Below are 20,087 nucleotides of genomic sequence, written 5' to 3' on the forward strand. Positions count from 1 at the left end.
GAAGACGTATTATATATTCGCGATTCTTATATATTATAAAAAAATAAAGCTTTCAAATAAAAAATCATTCTTAAGTATCAACACTTAAAAAAGTCTGGTATGACAACTTATATCAACGACTGGATAGAATAAAACAAAAAATAAGTACTATATGATTTGAAAGAAACGTTTATTTATTAGAACTTTTTTGGTTAGTGAAAATTAAATGAATAGTTTCATAAGTTACCATTCTACTTAATACGGTTCTGTCGCAAACTTTTACCCCACATGATAGCCTTTTCCCGTTCCTGCTAGCCCTATGGTTGTTTGGTAGTCGCTATGAGTGCAGATGAACGCTTTAAAGGTTGTCACTTTCCCAAATGCGTTGTACTACAAGCCGTGTATTATTACCTTCGGTTTGCATTGAGTTACCGCGATATAGAAGAACTCATGCAAGATCGGAATGTGCCTGTCGATCACTCCAGTATTCAACGATGGGTAGTAGCCTACTCAGCCAAGCTCGAAAAATCGTTCCGAAAAAAGAAGTCACCTGTCGGCCGCAGCTGGCACATGGATGAAACCTATATCCAGGTAAAGACAGACTGGTACAATCTGTATCGGGCCATCGACAAACAAGGACGGACCATTGACTTTTTATTTACCAAACACCGGGACACTAAGGCTGCCAAACGTTTTTTCAAGAAGGCCATTCGTGCGAATGGCGTGCCAGAGAAGTTATAAGGCAAGTGAAGTACCTCAATAACAGGGTTGAGCAGGATCATCGGTTTATTAAGCGCATCACTCGACCCATGTTAGGCTTTAAATCATTCAATAGTGCCCGATCTACACTAACTGGTATTGAGTTGGTGCATATGCTTAGAAAGGGTCAGCATGCTGATTCAACAGCTAATAACAAGACAATATTTGAACAGTTCTGTGCATTAGCAGGATAATTGTGTCCAGGGAGCAGGCATATTAGAAACTGAAAAATTTATGCGACAAAACCCATATGCTGGCTTTATGAAATATTAACTTATTTGTTCGTTTGCCCTTAGTGGATTTATGTAAACAACTATTAAAAACAACTAAATTAAAAAAAATTAAATAAGAAGACTTTATTAAAACAAGCATTTGAATTATGGTTTTAGACTGTTTGACAACAGCCATAATTATTTTATTTAACTTAAACTGATTTTAGTATACTGAACTTAAACCATGAACAAATTTAAATTCATTCCTCTTATACTTGCAATTTCAGCAAATACATCTCTCACCTACGCTAATACAAGTTGCTCCAATCAAGGCACATACTATGGCAAAGAAACCAGCCTCTCAGCAAGCTTAAGTAGTGACAACAAAATTCTATTAGAAGAATTTCTTGTGGCAAATAAAAAGGCTACACCCTCTAGTGGAGAAACCTCGCCATACCCTTTAGTTGTCAATCCAATTTTAGGTACATTATTGAGTAATGGGAAATTCATTCAGCCATCTTTAATAAACTTAGAAAGAATACAAAACTATGTCAAAAGCAACTCAATAGATGGAGTAATCAACAGAAAGACCAAACTATCAGGTAAAACGATTCCAAACTCAAAAATACAAAAAATTGCAGATATTCAAACATTTGAATATTTAGCTTTATCATACTGGAATGAGTGGCTTAATCGCGTTAAAATACAACCTTCACAAGCAGTTGACCCAAATAATGCAATACAAACAATTTTGAATAATCCCACAATTACTTCCGCACTTATGTGCCAAGATAGTATTATATTTCCAAAACCACCTACAATAAGTGCTACAATAAAAGCTTTCTCTAACTATATAATATCTAAACAAGTTGATCCCACACAACTATCCGCACATGAGTTATTTGCTATCGGATATGGGCACAGCTTTGAAGGAGTAAGTTTAAGCACGAATAATCCATTAGTTATACAGGCCGCCCTAATATATGCAAAAGAAAGTAACAACCCAACATATAATAACGGAACCTCGCCACTGTCAACTATTAATGAAGTATTACTCAGTTACCATCAAGCCGCATTATTAAGTATTGACCTTAGAAATAATGGCATTTCAATATCCAGTGATAAAGGGTTTTCCAAAGAAGCAAAACTTGTCGCACAAGCATTAAATCAAGCTTTTATCAAAGAAAAAAACACTCCAAGCAAGCCACAACTTTTCACCCAACTCTTTAATGTAAAGTTTCATGTAGGTACAATTAATTTACCTTCCTACGAAGGTTCCCTTGCCATTTATGATGTTCAAACCAATACAATTACTATAAATGGCAATTTTGTTAATCAAGCCACACGCTCAATAGAGTCTATTAACACTCAACTTAGCCAAGCTACAGACTATGTAATTAGTAATTTTGATGAGAGTGAAGTTAATAACTCTTCAGAAAAAGCGGACGAAGTGGTTCATAGGATTAAAGCGCTTAAATTTACTGTTGGAGATATTGCCGATAGTCCCGATCAACTAACAAAGGCTGAATATGATAGTACTAATAATATTGTGACTATTAATAAGAGATTGTTTAAAATAGATTCTCGCTCATTATTACAAATACTTACCCACGAAGCTTACCATGTTATCACTCCTCTAGACCAAGACGGCAATAATATTGAGCAAATAGTAAAAGACAATACCAAACGATACTTAGAGGCTTATGACCAAACATTTATTGATACTGGCGTTTCAATTGACCCTCTTCTATCAGATCAAATTTACCCTATTCAACTAGAAAGTCGACCAAGATATACATTCAATTTAGGTGGCCCTAGTGATACCGACGCACTATTTTCGATTCCAGGAGACAAAGTTGATTGGTTGGGTATGATTTTTCAAGCACTATTTCTAAGAAGCCCAGTGATAAAACCATCGATTCCTTCTATCAGTTCATTTAAACCAAGTAATATTGGTAACAAAATACTCACTACTGTTCGAAATCCTAAACCCGTTGGCACAGTACTTCAGCCGAAGCCTAGTACAAAACCACGCCCAATTACCCCCCCTAGAGAAGACCAAGAGCCTCTTTTACCAGAGCAAACCACGTCTTTTACAACAAATCAAAAGCCTACTAGGGTTCAAGACAAAGCATTAGCTGGTTTAGCAGATGAGGTAGCTGAAACAATTGTTACAGTAGCCAACTCTCCTGATTCACAATTTACACCACTCTCAAAAATTCCTGAGTCGGTAAAGTTCGAACCTAATATTAATTTAATCGAAAATAACCCACTATTGGAGCAAGAACTTGCAGAAGATGAAATTGCTTCAATTGGTGAACTACCTGATGGAGTTTACCAATATAATGGTGGAAGTAATGGACCAACCCATATCATCGTGCAAGATGGTAACAGCTTCGCCGCCTATGAAAATACATATGTAGATAGTGGAGAAATCACATATATAATATATGATGCTAAAATTACTGATGCCTGGGAAGAAGGTGGTATTACCTATGAAGTCAGAATTGACCCTGAAACAGGCAGTATTACTAGTATTGAACCCGAATATCCTGTTGGTGCTGGTGGTAACCGTGATGGCTTATATCCTGAAAAAGCAGCAGATTTATACAATGAATTTAAAGAAGGGTTTGACAAGTACGATAGAGAACGTCCTTATGAAATGCTAAACAAAGTCACAACAGATAGAAACAACGTTAACCAACTTAACTTTGAAACATCAGAGAGCCTCAAATTAGACGAAAAAATAGCTAAATTAAAAGGATTAGCAAGAAATAAATATAATGAAGCTATCAATACTATTTCTCTTCGTCATTACACCACAGTACCAGAGGGTCAGGAGCCCTTTTCTGAGTTAGCAACAAGCTTTGAACTAAAGTTTAGAAATAAAGCCCAAGGTGAGATTTTTTCTCGAGATGATTTTATAGAAAGAGGAAACACTAATACAAATGCGAAAGATGTTGCGCTTATGGGCAACACTCAGTTCAACTTCTTTCTTTTGACTATAGATGAAACAGCCCCTAGACGAGGTTTTTTAGCCAATAAAACTCATTTTGCTGAAATCAAAATAACCCAAGAAGTTTCTGACCTTTTGGGGGATGTATGGATTTCAAAAGATTTAATCAAAGACATCGTGACTCCAAAAGATTATGCTAATGTTAAAGCCTTTAAAGGCAGTTTGATTGAGTTAAAAAAATATGTCAGCTTTGTATTAAGTAAAGGGTTCGCTTCTCAACCTAATGCCCAACTTGCAGCTATTGATACTCACTTTTCTGGCTCGACAGAAGTAAAAGTACCAGGAAATATCCAACAAAATACAGGTGGAGTAGATATCTACACATGGCATACTGTTGAAACAGCTGCTTTAACAATTAACCCTCAAGAAGAAGAGCAGTATCAACGTAAACCTCTTAGTGAGGTAAACACAGTTGAGGAGGCTATAAACTACCTTCAATATTATGCTAAGGATTTTGAGGAAGAACCAGTATCATGGTGGGGCTTGCAGATACACTTTGCTGCACAGTTCAGTAATGGGTATGGTGTTGCATCACCTGAAGCTGATCAGATAGCAAACTTAAGATTCGAGGATGCACTAGCTATTTCTAAACAGCTTAGATCTGAGTAAAAAAACTTCAAAGCTTACTTTTCTAAGAAATAAGAATAACCTACGTAATATGTAGGTTATTCTTAACCATATATAGTTTAGTGTATTGTGCCCCGGTGGGTTCTGTTGCAAACTTTTACCCCACATGATAGTGTTCTGCTCAACTAAAACCGGACACTTTTATAAAGGAATTTTCATATTCGACTGGTGACATATCATTATTAGCAGTATGCAGCCTGTCTACGTTGTAATATCGCATATAAGCAATGACATCATTTTTAATACACTCACACGTCAGTTGTGGTACTCTCAGCAGCCAATCGTGTTTGAGGCTACCAAAGAACCGTTCAACAACCGCATTGTCCCAGCACGCGCCTACATCACCCATGCTAGATCGAATACCAAAGCCAGCCAGTAACTGACGATAACGCTTGCTGGTTATATGCCAGACTTCGTTTCTTCAAAGCTGAATACGTCAGACTCCATTTCTGCAATATCCACTGAACCATTTAAGTAAATGATAGGCAAACCTAGCTCTTGAGCTAGTGGCTCGGCGTATTGTTGGAATAATTCATACCTGTCATCTTGGGAGAGCAAAGTTTCACCTTTCCAATCTGCAATATGTTTATGGTTAAAATTTGGGGCGCTATCATTGAGGAATATTCCCGCAATTTCTACTTTGCCTGTTGTTTTTTCGCCCTGATGAATATTGACACCTTCAGCAGTACAAATAAGAATTTCATTTCTCGCCCTGTATGTGTTTTCAAGTACTTGCTCTGGGGTATTGGTATGCCTCTGATGGCTCGCTATCTCCTTTTTCAGCAGACCATTGCGTTGATAATCTGGCATCCGTTCGTAACGAGATTTAACATCACTTCTGTCGAATTCATTCACAAGTTTATTGGCTCTATCAATTAAGCCAACATTTGTTTCAGACATTAAATCTTCTGGGCTGGCCGCAAGAACATTTTGTTGTGGAACTTTTAATATCACACCAACAGAGCCATAGGTATAGGTTTTTTTCTGATTAACAATACTAGTACAAGCAACATCCCAAGATGCCATTGCACTTTCAGCATCTCTACTGAATATGCCCTTCCCTTCGATCAAATGGTTAAGCGGAGCTGTGTGCACAATGAATTGAAAATCCGTTTTTGACTGGTGACCGCGAACTCCCATTTCTTGATGGATGCTTTTCGGATCAGTAAATCGGCTACTATTCCATGAACGCACGAAGCTTTCGTTTTCTGCTGACTTAGCAGGCTGCAGTTGCAATGATGCCGTTAATTTTTGAGCATCTGACGATGATGAGTCCAAGCCATGCAACATCTTGATTAAGCCTTCTCGGTGTTTGTCAACGTAGTTGTCGTGTTATCTTCTTATCTTCATCGAGCTATCTCAAAACGTGAGGCATAATAAATATTAATAATCAATTTAGGGCTAATTATTAATAACACAGACAACACCCATTGCTCCTTCTGGTGGACGCCTTGCGATGCAAAGCATCCATCCTCAGCAGCTTCAATTAAAGAGGGGAGTTGCACAGTTTTAAATGGATATTAACGAGTTTGATTTCTCTCAGGGTTTAAGTGGACTTCATCTGCCAACTCCCAGTTTCGTATATTCCCACTCCATCGGTTAGGGGAAGCTGCTTTAGCTTGCTCATAAACCTGTTTCCGCCGGCTTAAAATAACTAGGTCTTCACCTGTATGGCGTTGTACCGGTGTTACAAACTTTAATCCACTATGCTGATGCTCATGGTTATACCAATGAACAAATTGATCAACCCACCGTTGAGCGCTTTCTAATGAGGTAAACCCTTGGTGAGGGAAATCTGGTCGGTATTTAGTGGTCTTAAATATGGACTCTGCATAAGCATTGTCATTGCTAACTCGCGGTCGACTATAAGAAGGCTCAATACCAAGTTCAGCGAGTTTGACTTGTAAAGCGCTTCCCTTCATTGGACTCCCATTATCTGAATGTAATATCAGGGGCTGCTGGTGAATTTTATGGAGATTTTCCCGCCAGAAGGCTTTCTGTATTAAGTCTGCCGCTAGGCTACTACGCTCACAATCGTGCACCTCCCAGCCAACCACCTTGCGGCTGAAAACATCAAGGATCAAATACAGGTAAAAAAAGATGGGCTCTTCGCGTCTTTGCGTGGATCGTCTGATTTATGTACAATGACGACCAGTCCACAGAATCGATGATTTTACTGCACGACATATGTTCACAAAACGTTCAAACTCGCTCAACATTACACCCGAATTATTAGGTTTATCTGACGTTGAAGTGGTCAAGGTACGCTCTAATTTATCAGCACGGGAAATTACCATCGAGGTAAAAAGTACACGAGAGAGCGTGCCTTGCAGAGTCTGTAATAAGCCTACAAAAGGGCATGGTTTGGGGCGGATGTTACGGCTACGGCATTTGCCCATGTTTGGCAAAAACACCTTCATTGAAATAACCCCTCGCCGCGGCCTGTGTGCGAATTGTGATGGTGACCCTACCACGACAGAAACACTCGATTGGTATGAGGTCAATGCTAAAATGACTAAACCCTTTGAACATCACCTGTTGTTTGAGTTAGTCAATTCCACTGTTGCTGATGTGAGTCGTAAAGAGTCAGTCGACTACCACGTAGTTGAAGCATTAATTGATCGCTACGTAGAATCAGAAATTAATTATTCTATTATTCAAGATTTGGGTATTTTAGGGATTGATGAAATTAGTCTGAAAAAAGGCTACCGTGATTTTGTGACCCTGATTACCTATCGAGTGCATGATCAGGTGCACCTGTTGGGAGTAGTAGAGGGGCGAGAAAAAAGGGATATCATCAGGTTTTTGCGTACAATACCTCGCCGTTTACGGAAGACGATTCGAGCGATTTGTTGTGATTTATATGAGGGTTACATGAATGCTTGTAAAGCAGTATTCAAAGATAAAGTACCCATCGTGGCGGATCGTTTCCATGTTAGAAAACTATATCGTAAAAGCCTCATTAATTTGCGAAAATCCGAGTTAAGTCGACTAAAGAAGCTACTAACACCGACAGAGTATACTGCCTTAAAACCAGCCATTGCTTTACTACGAAAACAAAAAGATCATTTTACGGAAGCGGAAAAGCCAATTGTTGAAAAGCTGTTTAAGCGGTCACCTAAACTGAAGCTAGCCTATCAATTTAGCCGTGAATTAAGTGCTATTTTCGATAGCCATATAACGCCAGAAATAGCCAGAGATAAAATAACCGAGTGGATTGCTGAGGTCACTGATTCTGACCTAACCTGCTTTGATCATTTCATTAAAACCTTAGTGAAATACCAGCAGCCAATCACGAATTATTTTATTGGTCGTCACAACAGTGGGTTTGTAGAAGGTTTTAATAATAAGGTGAAAGTATTAAAGCGTCGGTGCTATGGGTTGTCCAGTCCCAAAAAGCTCTTTCAGCGGTTAATCATTGATACGATGGGGTTAGATCGGTTTGCTCCAGGCATGCTGGCTTTTTGATCATTCCACGCAAAGACGCGAAGAGCCAATTAATTATTCTATTATTCAAGATTTGGGTATTTTAGGGATTGATGAAATTAGTCTGAAAAAAGGCTACCGTGATTTTGTGACCCTGATTACCTATCGAGTGCATGATCAGGTGCACCTGTTGGGAGTAGTAGAGGGGCGAGAAAAAAGGGATATCATCAGGTTTTTGCGTACAATACCTCGCCGTTTACGGAAGACGATTCGAGCGATTTGTTGTGATTTATATGAGGGTTACATGAATGCTTGTAAAGCAGTATTCAAAGATAAAGTACCCATCGTGGCGGATCGTTTCCATGTTAGAAAACTATATCGTAAAAGCCTCATTAATTTGCGAAAATCCGAGTTAAGTCGACTAAAGAAGCTACTAACACCGACAGAGTATACTGCCTTAAAACCAGCCATTGCTTTACTACGAAAACAAAAAGATCATTTTACGGAAGCGGAAAAGCCAATTGTTGAAAAGCTGTTTAAGCGGTCACCTAAACTGAAGCTAGCCTATCAATTTAGCCGTGAATTAAGTGCTATTTTCGATAGCCATATAACGCCAGAAATAGCCAGAGATAAAATAACCGAGTGGATTGCTGAGGTCACTGATTCTGACCTAACCTGCTTTGATCATTTCATTAAAACCTTAGTGAAATACCAGCAGCCAATCACGAATTATTTTATTGGTCGTCACAACAGTGGGTTTGTAGAAGGTTTTAATAATAAGGTGAAAGTATTAAAGCGTCGGTGCTATGGGTTGTCCAGTCCCAAAAAGCTCTTTCAGCGGTTAATCATTGATACGATGGGGTTAGATCGGTTTGCTCCAGGCATGCTGGCTTTTTGATCATTCCACGCAAAGACGCGAAGAGCCAAAAGTCTTCACGAAGTCAGATTGAGCCTGCTACGGCTTGTAAATACATTAGTTCTTATTAACTATATCGACTACTAATATATAGGCATCGTCTTTATCTAAATAATTTGGTAAATCTTTCATTCCTGTTTCAAAAACCACTTGATAACGTTCACCAACACGACTTCCCATTATTGTATTATTCAAAAATTTTGGTATGGTCACTTGGCCTTTTTTACTACCAACAACTAACTCCAATGGCCCACCAAACTGATCTTGAGTACTCTCTACTTTTTTACCTGACTTCCAGCTATACATGTTATATTTAATAGCCACAGTATCGCCAATATTAACTCTGGTATGAAGAGAGGCGTTATTTTCTTGGGAGTTCACTTTTCTATACTTAGATATACCTGGTAGTGCTTCTCCTATACTCGCTAGCGTATATTCATTATTACCCAAATCAATTATTTCTGGGAAAGAGTAATTTGTTACTGTTTTCAGTTGTTTGGAAGCTGGTGATATTATATCGAGAAGTGAAGGTTTATCCTCAGACTCCGTTGGGTAGTTATGCACTAGATTACCATTTTCTACGATAGTTACTTTCTCTAAAATTTGTGACCTTTCATGGTCGATGCTTTGAAATTTATTTAGATCACTTTTGTTATTATTGTTTTGCTTTAGTTGTTTTTGCTTATGAGTAACAAAGGATGTTTCTTGGGTTTGATCTGGATGTGTTTGCTCAAGCGTTGGAGATCCGGCATTAACAGTTGTTACTGTTTTTGTTGAAAAAAGACTTTGATAATTACTCGTTAATAGGCCAATGGTTAAACCAACAGATAGTGCACTAGAGATAATTATACTGGCTTTGATATTCATAGTTTAACAACACTCTTTTACTAATTAGATGATCTATATTGCTAGGGCCTTTTTAGGCCTTAGCAATATAGGATTTTTGCCAGTTATAGTTTATTGAGTATTCTCCTTAGACATTTTAAACCACACATCTTCTGTCATAATGTTTTTTCCTTCTGACGTTAATGCAGTAGAGCGCATGTAACCATCAGCAGGGGACATCTCAACACTAATGGCGATAATGTCATAATGCACCAAGTCTTTTAACTCGCCCTCATCGACGATAGCATTGCCATTGTCTACCCATAATTGGATTCCGATGAGTTCATCACCTGTTAAGCGACCATCTTTATTTTTATCAAGCAAGGCTAGTTTATTGAATCCGTGTTGATAACGTCCATTATCATCGCCATATAATCGACTACCGTTCATATTGGTTGAGGCTTTACCATCTTTGTTGTCCACTAGAATGCCATCTCCATCCCCAGCAAACCACTCGATAGTTTCAAGTGCCCCATCACTATCAATATCAAATTGAACAGTTTTACCAATAATACCATTAGTTTTTAGTTTCTTGGTAGAATCGCCTGTTACGCCAATTTTCCCATCATTATTTAAGTCAAGTCCAATTGGGCTTACCGCAGTAATATATGGCGAGTCGTTGATTCCAACGGTAGTCTGGGTTTTACAAGAGTTGTTTTTAGGAGGATTTATCACACTAGCATAAAAGGTTTCGCGGCCTTCTCTACCAGAGTTTCTGTTATGAATTTCATTATCAATAGTAATCCTTTCTCGCCATGCATTTACTCGGATAATTGGGGAAGTAGTGCTGCCTGCAGGGATTTTTACTTGTACAGTATTTGTGTTGCTATAGCGTCCTTTATCAAACACTGAAAAATCCCATGTAGCATCTTTAGGCCCAACCATTGGACGATTGCTGGTAGTATAAGTGCCATTAGGTACTCGATTATAGACATTCCATTTACGCTCATTACAGAAAATCCACCAACAAGTTTTTTGGGTAACTGTATAATAGCCTCCCCACATAATATCTTGACGCTCTTTGCCTGGTTGGTTTCCTACAAACCTGGCTGAACCATTGCTAAACCTTACTTGGTAATAAGCATCTTTTTCAGATGGTGTGGAAGTGACTAACTGATAGGAGCCTGAGCCACCCTCCCAAATAGTGGTTGGCCCCTTAAGTTCTAGACATACATTTTCAGGCTTTTTCTTCAATCCAAAATCAATGTCATCTCTTTCATCACCACCAGATAAGCAAATATTAGAAAATGACCCTGTTTGTGGCAAAGTAAACTCATAATTATCTGGCTTAACAGCGTCAACTTTGTAACAGCCAGGGCTTGTTAGTTCAAATCGGTAATTACCATTTTTATCAGTCTTAGTTGTCAAAGCCAAGGTATTGTCTGGATAAAATAAATTGACAGTAACATTCTCTATACCCGTTTCAGTACCATCTTGTTGGCCATTACCATTGGTATCATTGAATACGGTATCCCCTATGATACTTATTCCATCTCCTTCTTCAGGCACTTCTGTTTCAACAAGCAACGCAGCATCAATGTCTTTTTTATGTTCATTTGCTTGTAGGTTAAAACAAGCGGTTTCACCTGATTCAGATATGACATCGCTATTTAAATGATCGTTATCACTATTTTCTAGAGAGCCCTCATCGTCACCCAGCGGGATGGTAATAGCGCTACTCGATAATGTTTTTTTACCTGCATAATTAAAGGTAAAGCCAGTTCTAGTATATGCTCCGTAGGCAATGATATTACTATCAACCTCAACGCCCATCTCTTTCCAATGAATAACCTGGTCCACTTTTTTGTCATTGAGAAGTAAAGACTTGACACTCCAGTCATCTCCCCAAGTACTACCGCTGCTACCATTGTCACGAATACGTAGTGTTAACCCTTCTCCCTGTCCGGCTAACGTAATAGTTTCATTATTATTATCTAGATATGAGTTTCCAGTGTTACGGGTTTTTTCCCATGTTTTACTGGCAACAACGTTGCCACTTTTATCTATAAGCTCAAAAATTCCTTTTGCAGTACCTTGATAAGAGCGACTTCCCCAGTCCTGTCGCACTGTAATTTTTAACTCAACTTTTTGTATGTTAGGCTTAATACGATTCTGCTCTGTAACAAACTCTCCTTGAGAAGGCTTAAAAACTATTTTATAAGATCCCGCTTCAATATTATTGAAGCTATAGTAACCCTCTCCATCTGTAAATGTAGAAGCAACAGCACCTTCCAATTCACACTGAACCAGTTCCACAGCGACTCCTTCTACACCCGCCTCTCCGGTTTCTTGAATACCGTTTGCATTTCTGTCAGCCCAAACACGATCGCCGATGGAGCTTGTTGTTTCGGCACTTGAAAGTAAAGAATAAGGAGCAGATAGCATGCCTATAAATATAGGCAATGCATAAATATTTTTAGCCATTTATAAATTCCTATTTTAAAAAGCTTTATTTTTTGGGATGGGGAGGTTGTTTTCCTTCTCACTAACTTTGGAGTAATCAAAATATCATGTTGACTATTTTTTGATACGCGAAGGATTAAAAGATGTGAAATAATTCTAATAAAAAGTAAAATTCAGTCACTAAATTAAATTAACTGTTTCAATAAAAAAAGAGAAGGTCAATTTTTTGTTATATTGTATGGCGAATAGTGATATTTTTTTGACAGACACTAATCTATTGAATAATAATAATTAGCATAAAATTGATTTTTCAGCGCTAATTTGTACTAACTCATATCTGATCGTACAGCTACCCAATTTTCTACAGAGGCCTGTTAGTTTGTATTTGAGCTAATATTTATCAACCCCAATTAATTTTTAATCAGTTCCTGTTTGCTCTGGAGTATAGTTGTTGGCCTATTATCGCATCTCATCTTGAAATATTAGACTAATTATATTGGCTCTTCGCGTCTTTGCGTGGATCGTCTGATTTATGTACAATGACGACCAGTCCACAGAATCGATGATTTTACTGCACGACATATGTTCACAAAACGTTCAAACTCGCTCAACATTACACCCGAATTATTAGGTTTATCTGACGTTGAAGTGGTCAAGGTACGCTCTAATTTATCAGCACGGGAAATTACCATCGAGGTAAAAAGTACACGAGAGAGCGTGCCTTGCAGAGTCTGTAATAAGCCTACAAAAGGGCATGGTTTGGGGCGGATGTTACGGCTACGGCATTTGCCCATGTTTGGCAAAAACACCTTCATTGAAATAACCCCTCGCCGCGGCCTGTGTGCGAATTGTGATGGTGACCCTACCACGACAGAAACACTCGATTGGTATGAGGTCAATGCTAAAATGACTAAACCCTTTGAACATCACCTGTTGTTTGAGTTAGTCAATTCCACTGTTGCTGATGTGAGTCGTAAAGAGTCAGTCGACTACCACGTAGTTGAAGCATTAATTGATCGCTACGTAGAATCAGAAATTAATTATTCTATTATTCAAGATTTGGGTATTTTAGGGATTGATGAAATTAGTCTGAAAAAAGGCTACCGTGATTTTGTGACCCTGATTACCTATCGAGTGCATGATCAGGTGCACCTGTTGGGAGTAGTAGAGGGGCGAGAAAAAAGGGATATCATCAGGTTTTTGCGTACAATACCTCGCCGTTTACGGAAGACGATTCGAGCGATTTGTTGTGATTTATATGAGGGTTACATGAATGCTTGTAAAGCAGTATTCAAAGATAAAGTACCCATCGTGGCGGATCGTTTCCATGTTAGAAAACTATATCGTAAAAGCCTCATTAATTTGCGAAAATCCGAGTTAAGTCGACTAAAGAAGCTACTAACACCGACAGAGTATACTGCCTTAAAACCAGCCATTGCTTTACTACGAAAACAAAAAGATCATTTTACGGAAGCGGAAAAGCCAATTGTTGAAAAGCTGTTTAAGCGGTCACCTAAACTGAAGCTAGCCTATCAATTTAGCCGTGAATTAAGTGCTATTTTCGATAGCCATATAACGCCAGAAATAGCCAGAGATAAAATAACCGAGTGGATTGCTGAGGTCACTGATTCTGACCTAACCTGCTTTGATCATTTCATTAAAACCTTAGTGAAATACCAGCAGCCAATCACGAATTATTTTATTGGTCGTCACAACAGTGGGTTTGTAGAAGGTTTTAATAATAAGGTGAAAGTATTAAAGCGTCGGTGCTATGGGTTGTCCAGTCCCAAAAAGCTCTTTCAGCGGTTAATCATTGATACGATGGGGTTAGATCGGTTTGCTCCAGGCATGCTGGCTTTTTGATCATTCCACGCAAAGACGCGAAGAGCCAAATAATACCTCTTTTGTAGTATTATGTTCTACCCCTAGGAATCCATATAGAGCCTTAAATATACTTATCCAACCGAACAAAAAAAATATATAAATTATTTTTGGTTGTTTAAAAATAGTTCACAGACTTAACTATAGGGTTGCAATAAAGTAACTATGTACTTACTCACTGTACTCAATGATGGTTGAGACTTCAAAAGAGTGCTTGTATAATAGTTAATACAATATAAAAAAAACTTATTAATAATAATAAACTAAGCTGATTTTTTTCAGCAATTATTGGATGACAATATGAAAAAAATAGACACCCTTTTTCTCGCTGTATTACTTTCCTCGAGCTTTAATGTTGCCGCAAATGAATCAACAATGAACTTAAACGGACCCTCAAAGAATGGAACCAACAATCAATATATTGCCGCCGTTGCCTGGAAGCAAACCGCAGCAGAATACAGAGCACTATATTACCAAGGCTATACTCTTGCAAAACTCCGTGTGCAAGATGCGCTTAAAACCCGTAAAAAGGGTGATAAGCCCTTAGCAATTGTAACTGATTTAGATGATACCGTTTTACTACCACTTGCTTATTGGAGCATATTGATGAAGCAAGGTAAAGACTTCTTTGATGATCCCACTTGGGATGCTTGGGTACCTCTCAACCAAATGACCCTTGCTCCTGGTGCTGCTGACTTTTTTAAATTTTGTGAAAAAAATAATGTAGAAGTATTTTATGTTACAAGCCGAAATCAAGGTAAGCCTACTTATGAAATTGCTATGTCAAATATAAGGCATGCTAAATTACCTAATGCAGATACAGATCACTTAGTTGTTCTTAGTGATACATCTAATAAAGAGAAACCACAAAGTAAAATCGAAAAAACTCATAATATTATTGCATTTTTAGGAGATAACCTTAATGATTTTTCGAGAAAGTTTTATTCATCAAATACAGAAGAAAGACTCTCATTAATGGAAGAAGAAAAGCACCAGTTTGGGAAACGTTATATTATTTTTCCAAATCCAACTGATGGGCATTGGCTCAAAGCAATTTTTGGCGATTCAGAGCCACCTGCAAGCGACAAAAATAGAAAAATATTTCTAGAATCTACAATAAAAGTTCTAAGTAAATAATCCTCCTTCTTAGAAGGTGGTTTTTCTTTTGGACCTTAAAAGGTGGCATCAGCTTGCCCTATTAGAAGGTGAGCATGCCATCCCCCATAGAAAACATAACTAACTAAATATCAAATTATTTTTGTCGCTTTTCAAGCTGTTCTTGATATCTAACATAGTTTTTAATCATTTCTTCATTTAAGCCAACTGTATCAACACAATACCCTTTAGCCCAAAAATGATTGCCCCCTTAAGGCCTCTTTTTCGGCTCTTCGCGTCTTTGCGTGGATCGTCTGATTTATGTGCAATGACGACCAGTCCACAGAATCGATGATTTTACTGCACGACATATGTTCACAAAACGTTCAAACTCGCTCAACATTACACCCGAATTATTAGGTTTATCTGACGTTGAAGTGGTCAAGGTACGCTCTAATTTATCAGCACGGGAAATTACCATCGAGGTAAAAAGTACACGAGAGAGCGTGCCTTGCAGAGTCTGTAATAAGCCTACAAAAGGGCATGGTTTGGGGCGGATGTTACGGCTACGGCATTTGCCCATGTTTGGCAAAAACACCTTCATTGAAATAACCCCTCGCCGCGGCCTGTGTGCGAATTGTGATGGTGACCCTACCACGACAGAAACACTCGATTGGTATGAGGTCAATGCTAAAATGACTAAACCCTTTGAACATCACCTGTTGTTTGAGTTAGTCAATTCCACTGTTGCTGATGTGAGTCGTAAAGAGTCAGTCGACTACCACGTAGTTGAAGCATTAATTGATCGCTACGTAGAATCAGAAATTAATTATTCTATTATTCAAGATTTGGGTATTTTAGGGATTGATGAAATTAGTCTGAAAAAAGGCTACCGTGATTTTGTGACCCTGATTACCTATCGAGTGCATGATCAGGTGCACCTGTTGGGAGTAGTAGAGGGGCGAGAAAAAAGGGATATCATCAGGTTTTTGCGTACAATACCTCGCCGTTTACGGAAGACGATTCGAGCGATTTGTTGTGATTTATATGAGGGTTACATGAATGCTTGTAAAGCAGTATTCAAAGATAAAGTACCCATCGTGGCGGATCGTTTCCATGTTAGAAAACTATATCGTAAAAGCCTCATTAATTTGCGAAAATCCGAGTTAAGTCGACTAAAGAAGCTACTAACACCGACAGAGTATACTGCCTTAAAACCAGCCATTGCTTTACTACGAAAACAAAAAGATCATTTTACGGAAGCGGAAAAGCCAATTGTTGAAAAGCTGTTTAAGCGGTCACCTAAACTGAAGCTAGCCTATCAATTTAGCCGTGAATTAAGTGCTATTTTCGATAGCCATATAACGCCAGAAATAGCCAGAGATAAAATAACCGAGTGGATTGCTGAGGTCACTGATTCTGACCTAACCTGCTTTGATCATTTCATTAAAACCTTAGTGAAATACCAGCAGCCAATCACGAATTATTTTATTGGTCGTCACAACAGTGGGTTTGTAGAAGGTTTTAATAATAAGGTGAAAGTATTAAAGCGTCGGTGCTATGGGTTGTCCAGTCCCAAAAAGCTCTTTCAGCGGTTAATCATTGATACGATGGGGTTAGATCGGTTTGCTCCAGGCATGCTGGCTTTTTGATCATTCCACGCAAAGACGCGAAGAGCCAATCTCTCTAATACATCTATAAAAAACAAAATTAATGATAATTTTTACTAAAAAGGCGATAATGACAGTCAGTTTAAACTTAAATATCTCTTTTTGATAGATTCAACCAATTCTTCATTGGATAATACTTTTTCTAAAGCTTTTTGATGTTCTAGTATAATACTGTCACTAACCGACTTATTAAAGGCTATGTGGTTTCCTTTGCTATTAGGCCGTGGAATATCTACTATTGGCTTTATAGTATCTGGGTTTATATTATTCTTTTTCATTAAAGCACTTGCAGTAATAAAATTATATGGAATAGCATCAACTTGATTATTTTGTAGTTTTTTTATCATCGATAGAAACTTAGTTGAATAACTTAAATTTTTCTTTGGTACATTTCTTGCTAATAATAGGCTTTCTGCTGAGTCATCTCTGATAACAGCATATTTATATTTAAGAAAATCAGCATCTGAGCTAATGCTTACATTATTTGGGTTACTTTTTAATACTATCAAACTTGTCGTACCTCCAACTAAAGGACCAACCCATTTAAATAATTCTTCTCGTTTAGTAGTTCTAGATGTAGTAAATAGAGCTGTTTTCTCAGTAGTATCTTTAGTTGTTCTATAAGCTCTTACCCAAGGTTGTAGTTTTATATCTTTTCTACTCTTTGAGCTACCAAGCAGTTTAAACATTTCAACTAAAATGTCTACATTAATTCCAACAACATTACCTTCTTCATCCTTAAAGTTATATGGAGGGTACTCTTCAGTTAGATATGTAATTCCTTCGGTAGAGTCAGCAAATGAGTTTAAACAGATTGTTATCGTGAAAATAAATAAAAATGATTTCATAACTTAACCTCTCATTTAAAAATCATTTTACACTAGGTAGTTGATACTGCTTACTATAATTGTTCATAATTAAATCATACGTACCATTTTCTTTTATTTTTTCAATTCCATTATTTATTTTCTTTAAAGTTGTTTCAGATGTGGAAGCCTTGCTAAGCATGAGATGAACATCTCCTGTTTTTACTATAGAGTTAGGAAGAATTTTTATTTTATCTTCTAGTTTATTTTTCTTGATCTTAATTAATTCTGTTGGAATATAGGATATATATCCATCAATTAACTTGGCTTGCAAGGCTTTTCTATTTTTAACTACCGTCTTATTTCTCTTGATTTTGCTCCCCATTCTCTCTATAACACCATCAACTTTTGGTCCGTAAATATTACTCAAACCTACTCCAAGTAAAAAATCATATTTACTTAAATCTTCAATTTTTGATATTTTGAATTTTTCATATTTAAGATCCTCGCTTCTTATAAAAATAGCAATATATTCACTTCGATATGGAGAACTAAAGTTTGCATACTTTTCTCTTTCTTTACTGAAAGAGGCTTGAAGAGTAAGATCAATTTTACCAATACTCAACAATGATAAATTTCGTTTCCACGATAATGTATTTAAATCTTCAATGACTGCTTCACAGTCTACAATTTTTAATGCTGAGTTTAAAATTTCTATATCAATACCCGAAGGTGCTTTAGCACTTCCCAATATAAATGGCTCACTTAAACCTGTCCAAGCATATGTCAATTTCCTATCACAGCCAGCTTCATTACTTACAATAGATATATTTTTTTTATCGTAATATATCCAAACTATAGTAACAACAGCTATTAAGAATAAAGTTATTATATATTTTAAGTACTTCATATATAAATTTTAAACTCTTATGAATGAAACTATACTGGTAACTTATTAGTTAACATAATTATATAAGTCAATTTTTTTCATGTTTAAAGTGACTAACAGGCAAAGGGAAACTATCGGCTCTTCGCGTCTTTGCGTGGAATGATCAAAAAGCCAGCATGCCTGGAGCAAACCGATCTAACCCCATCGTATCAATGATTAACCGCTGAAAGAGCTTTTTGGGACTGGACAACCCATAGCACCGACGCTTTAATACTTTCACCTTATTATTAAAACCTTCTACAAACCCACTGTTGTGACGACCAATAAAATAATTCGTGATTGGCTGCTGGTATTTCACTAAGGTTTTAATGAAATGATCAAAGCAGGTTAGGTCAGAATCAGTGACCTCAGCAATCCACTCGGTTATTTTATCTCTGGCTATTTCTGGCGTTATATGGCTATCGAAAATAGCACTTAATTCACGGCTAAATTGATAGGCTAGCTTCAGTTTAGGTGACCGCTTAAACAGCTTTTCAACAATTGGCTTTTCCGCTTCCGTAAAATGATCTTTTTGTTTTCGTAGTAAAGCAATGGCTGGTTTTAAGGCAGTATACTCTGTCGGTGTTAGTAGCTTCTTTAGTCGACTTAACTCGGATTTTCGCAAATTAATGAGGCTTTTACGATATAGTTTTCTAACATGGAAACGATCCGCCACGATGGGTACTTTATCTTTGAATACTGCTTTACAAGCATTCATGTAACCCTCATATAAATCACAACAAATCGCTCGAATCGTCTTCCGTAAACGGCGAGGTATTGTACGCAAAAACCTGATGATATCCCTTTTTTCTCGCCCCTCTACTACTCCCAACAGGTGCACCTGATCATGCACTCGATAGGTAATCAGGGTCACAAAATCACGGTAGCCTTTTTTCAGACTAATTTCATCAATCCCTAAAATACCCAAATCTTGAATAATAGAATAATTAATTTCTGATTCTACGTAGCGATCAATTAATGCTTCAACTACGTGGTAGTCGACTGACTCTTTACGACTCACATCAGCAACAGTGGAATTGACTAACTCAAACAACAGGTGATGTTCAAAGGGTTTAGTCATTTTAGCATTGACCTCATACCAATCGAGTGTTTCTGTCGTGGTAGGGTCACCATCACAATTCGCACACAGGCCGCGGCGAGGGGTTATTTCAATGAAGGTGTTTTTGCCAAACATGGGCAAATGCCGTAGCCGTAACATCCGCCCCAAACCATGCCCTTTTGTAGGCTTATTACAGACTCTGCAAGGCACGCTCTCTCGTGTACTTTTTACCTCGATGGTAATTTCCCGTGCTGATAAATTAGAGCGTACCTTGACCACTTCAACGTCAGATAAACCTAATAATTCGGGTGTAATGTTGAGCGAGTTTGAACGTTTTGTGAACATATGTCGTGCAGTAAAATCATCGATTCTGTGGACTGGTCGTCATTGTACATAAATCAGACGATCCACGCAAAGACGCGAA

General features: G+C 37.7%; 13 protein-coding genes and 3 pseudogenes. 7 read left to right on the top strand and 9 right to left on the bottom strand.

Annotated features, from left to right (window positions below):
• Positions 1–318: 318 nt before the first annotated feature.
• Positions 319–932: pseudogene (locus tag G4Y78_RS27135) on the top strand (IS6 family transposase).
• 262 nt (positions 933–1,194) lie between these two features.
• On the top strand, positions 1,195–4,575 hold the full coding sequence (locus tag G4Y78_RS27140) for a hypothetical protein (protein WP_163836080.1): 3,381 nt from the start codon (positions 1,195–1,197) through the stop codon (positions 4,573–4,575).
• Positions 4,576–4,714: 139 nt separating this feature from the next.
• Here G4Y78_RS27140 and G4Y78_RS27145 read toward each other — a convergent pair.
• The 3 genes and pseudogenes from G4Y78_RS27145 to G4Y78_RS27155 all read right to left on the bottom strand — a co-directional run.
• A pseudogene (locus tag G4Y78_RS27145) lies at positions 4,715–4,993 on the bottom strand (integrase core domain-containing protein); the annotation flags it as partial.
• Positions 4,993–5,883, bottom strand: a complete 891-nt coding sequence (locus G4Y78_RS27150; RefSeq protein WP_163836082.1) for a hypothetical protein — start codon at positions 5,881–5,883, stop codon at positions 4,993–4,995. The gene G4Y78_RS27150 and the pseudogene G4Y78_RS27145, both read right to left, overlap by 1 nt.
• Positions 5,884–6,113: 230 nt before the next feature.
• Positions 6,114–6,728 carry an integrase core domain-containing protein gene (locus G4Y78_RS27155; protein WP_329604979.1) on the bottom strand — a complete coding sequence of 205 codons (615 nt, stop codon included), beginning with the start codon at positions 6,726–6,728 and terminating at the stop codon, positions 6,114–6,116.
• Between the two features lie 52 nt (positions 6,729–6,780).
• On the opposite strand from G4Y78_RS27155, the gene G4Y78_RS27160 reads away from it, so the two are divergent.
• On the top strand, positions 6,781–8,061 hold the full coding sequence (locus tag G4Y78_RS27160; RefSeq protein ID WP_163836066.1) for an ISL3 family transposase: 1,281 nt from the start codon (positions 6,781–6,783) through the stop codon (positions 8,059–8,061).
• Positions 8,036–8,917 carry a transposase gene (locus G4Y78_RS27165; RefSeq protein ID WP_163836065.1) on the top strand — a complete coding sequence of 294 codons (882 nt, stop codon included), beginning with the start codon at positions 8,036–8,038 and terminating at the stop codon, positions 8,915–8,917. The genes G4Y78_RS27160 and G4Y78_RS27165 overlap by 26 nt, the downstream gene beginning before the upstream one ends.
• A 75-nt stretch (positions 8,918–8,992) precedes the next feature.
• On the opposite strand, the gene G4Y78_RS27170 is transcribed toward G4Y78_RS27165, so the two are convergent.
• Together G4Y78_RS27170 and G4Y78_RS27175 are read right to left on the bottom strand one after the other, a co-directional pair.
• Entirely contained in the window at positions 8,993–9,802 is an 810-nt protein-coding gene (locus G4Y78_RS27170) for a hypothetical protein (protein ID WP_163836084.1), read from the bottom strand.
• A 90-nt stretch (positions 9,803–9,892) separates the two neighbouring features.
• Positions 9,893–12,244 (bottom strand): SdrD B-like domain-containing protein, encoded by a 2,352-nt coding sequence (locus G4Y78_RS27175; RefSeq protein WP_163836085.1) that lies wholly within the window; start codon positions 12,242–12,244, stop codon positions 9,893–9,895.
• A 561-nt stretch (positions 12,245–12,805) separates the two neighbouring features.
• On the opposite strand from G4Y78_RS27175, the gene G4Y78_RS27180 reads away from it, so the two are divergent.
• Positions 12,806–14,086 (top strand): ISL3 family transposase, encoded by a 1,281-nt coding sequence (locus G4Y78_RS27180; protein WP_163836066.1) that lies wholly within the window; start codon positions 12,806–12,808, stop codon positions 14,084–14,086.
• Positions 14,087–14,404: 318 nt separating this feature from the next.
• Positions 14,405–15,241 carry a 5'-nucleotidase, lipoprotein e(P4) family gene (locus G4Y78_RS27185; RefSeq protein ID WP_163836086.1) on the top strand — a complete coding sequence of 279 codons (837 nt, stop codon included), beginning with the start codon at positions 14,405–14,407 and terminating at the stop codon, positions 15,239–15,241.
• A gap of 115 nt (positions 15,242–15,356) precedes the next feature.
• Here the strand turns inward: G4Y78_RS27185 and G4Y78_RS27190 are convergent.
• Positions 15,357–15,467, bottom strand: a pseudogene (locus G4Y78_RS27190) (transposase); the annotation flags it as partial.
• A gap of 103 nt (positions 15,468–15,570) precedes the next feature.
• Here G4Y78_RS27190 and G4Y78_RS27195 point away from each other — a divergent pair.
• Complete coding sequence (locus G4Y78_RS27195; RefSeq protein ID WP_163836066.1) at positions 15,571–16,851, top strand: ISL3 family transposase; 1,281 nt, start codon at positions 15,571–15,573, stop codon at positions 16,849–16,851.
• Between the two features lie 95 nt (positions 16,852–16,946).
• Here G4Y78_RS27195 and G4Y78_RS27200 read toward each other — a convergent pair whose 3' ends face one another.
• The 3 genes from G4Y78_RS27200 to G4Y78_RS27210 form a co-directional block, all read right to left on the bottom strand.
• Positions 16,947–17,717: a substrate-binding periplasmic protein gene (locus G4Y78_RS27200; RefSeq protein ID WP_163836087.1), complete on the bottom strand. Its 771-nt coding sequence runs from the start codon at positions 17,715–17,717 to the stop codon at positions 16,947–16,949.
• A 22-nt stretch (positions 17,718–17,739) separates the two neighbouring features.
• Positions 17,740–18,585, bottom strand: coding sequence for a substrate-binding periplasmic protein (locus tag G4Y78_RS27205; protein WP_163836088.1), 846 nt, complete (start codon positions 18,583–18,585; stop codon positions 17,740–17,742).
• Between the two features lie 142 nt (positions 18,586–18,727).
• Positions 18,728–20,008 carry an ISL3 family transposase gene (locus G4Y78_RS27210; protein WP_163836066.1) on the bottom strand — a complete coding sequence of 427 codons (1,281 nt, stop codon included), beginning with the start codon at positions 20,006–20,008 and terminating at the stop codon, positions 18,728–18,730.
• Positions 20,009–20,087: the final 79 nt, after the last annotated feature.

The organism is Spartinivicinus ruber (assembly GCF_011009015.1).
Classification (GTDB): Bacteria; Pseudomonadota; Gammaproteobacteria; order Pseudomonadales; family Zooshikellaceae; genus Spartinivicinus; species Spartinivicinus ruber.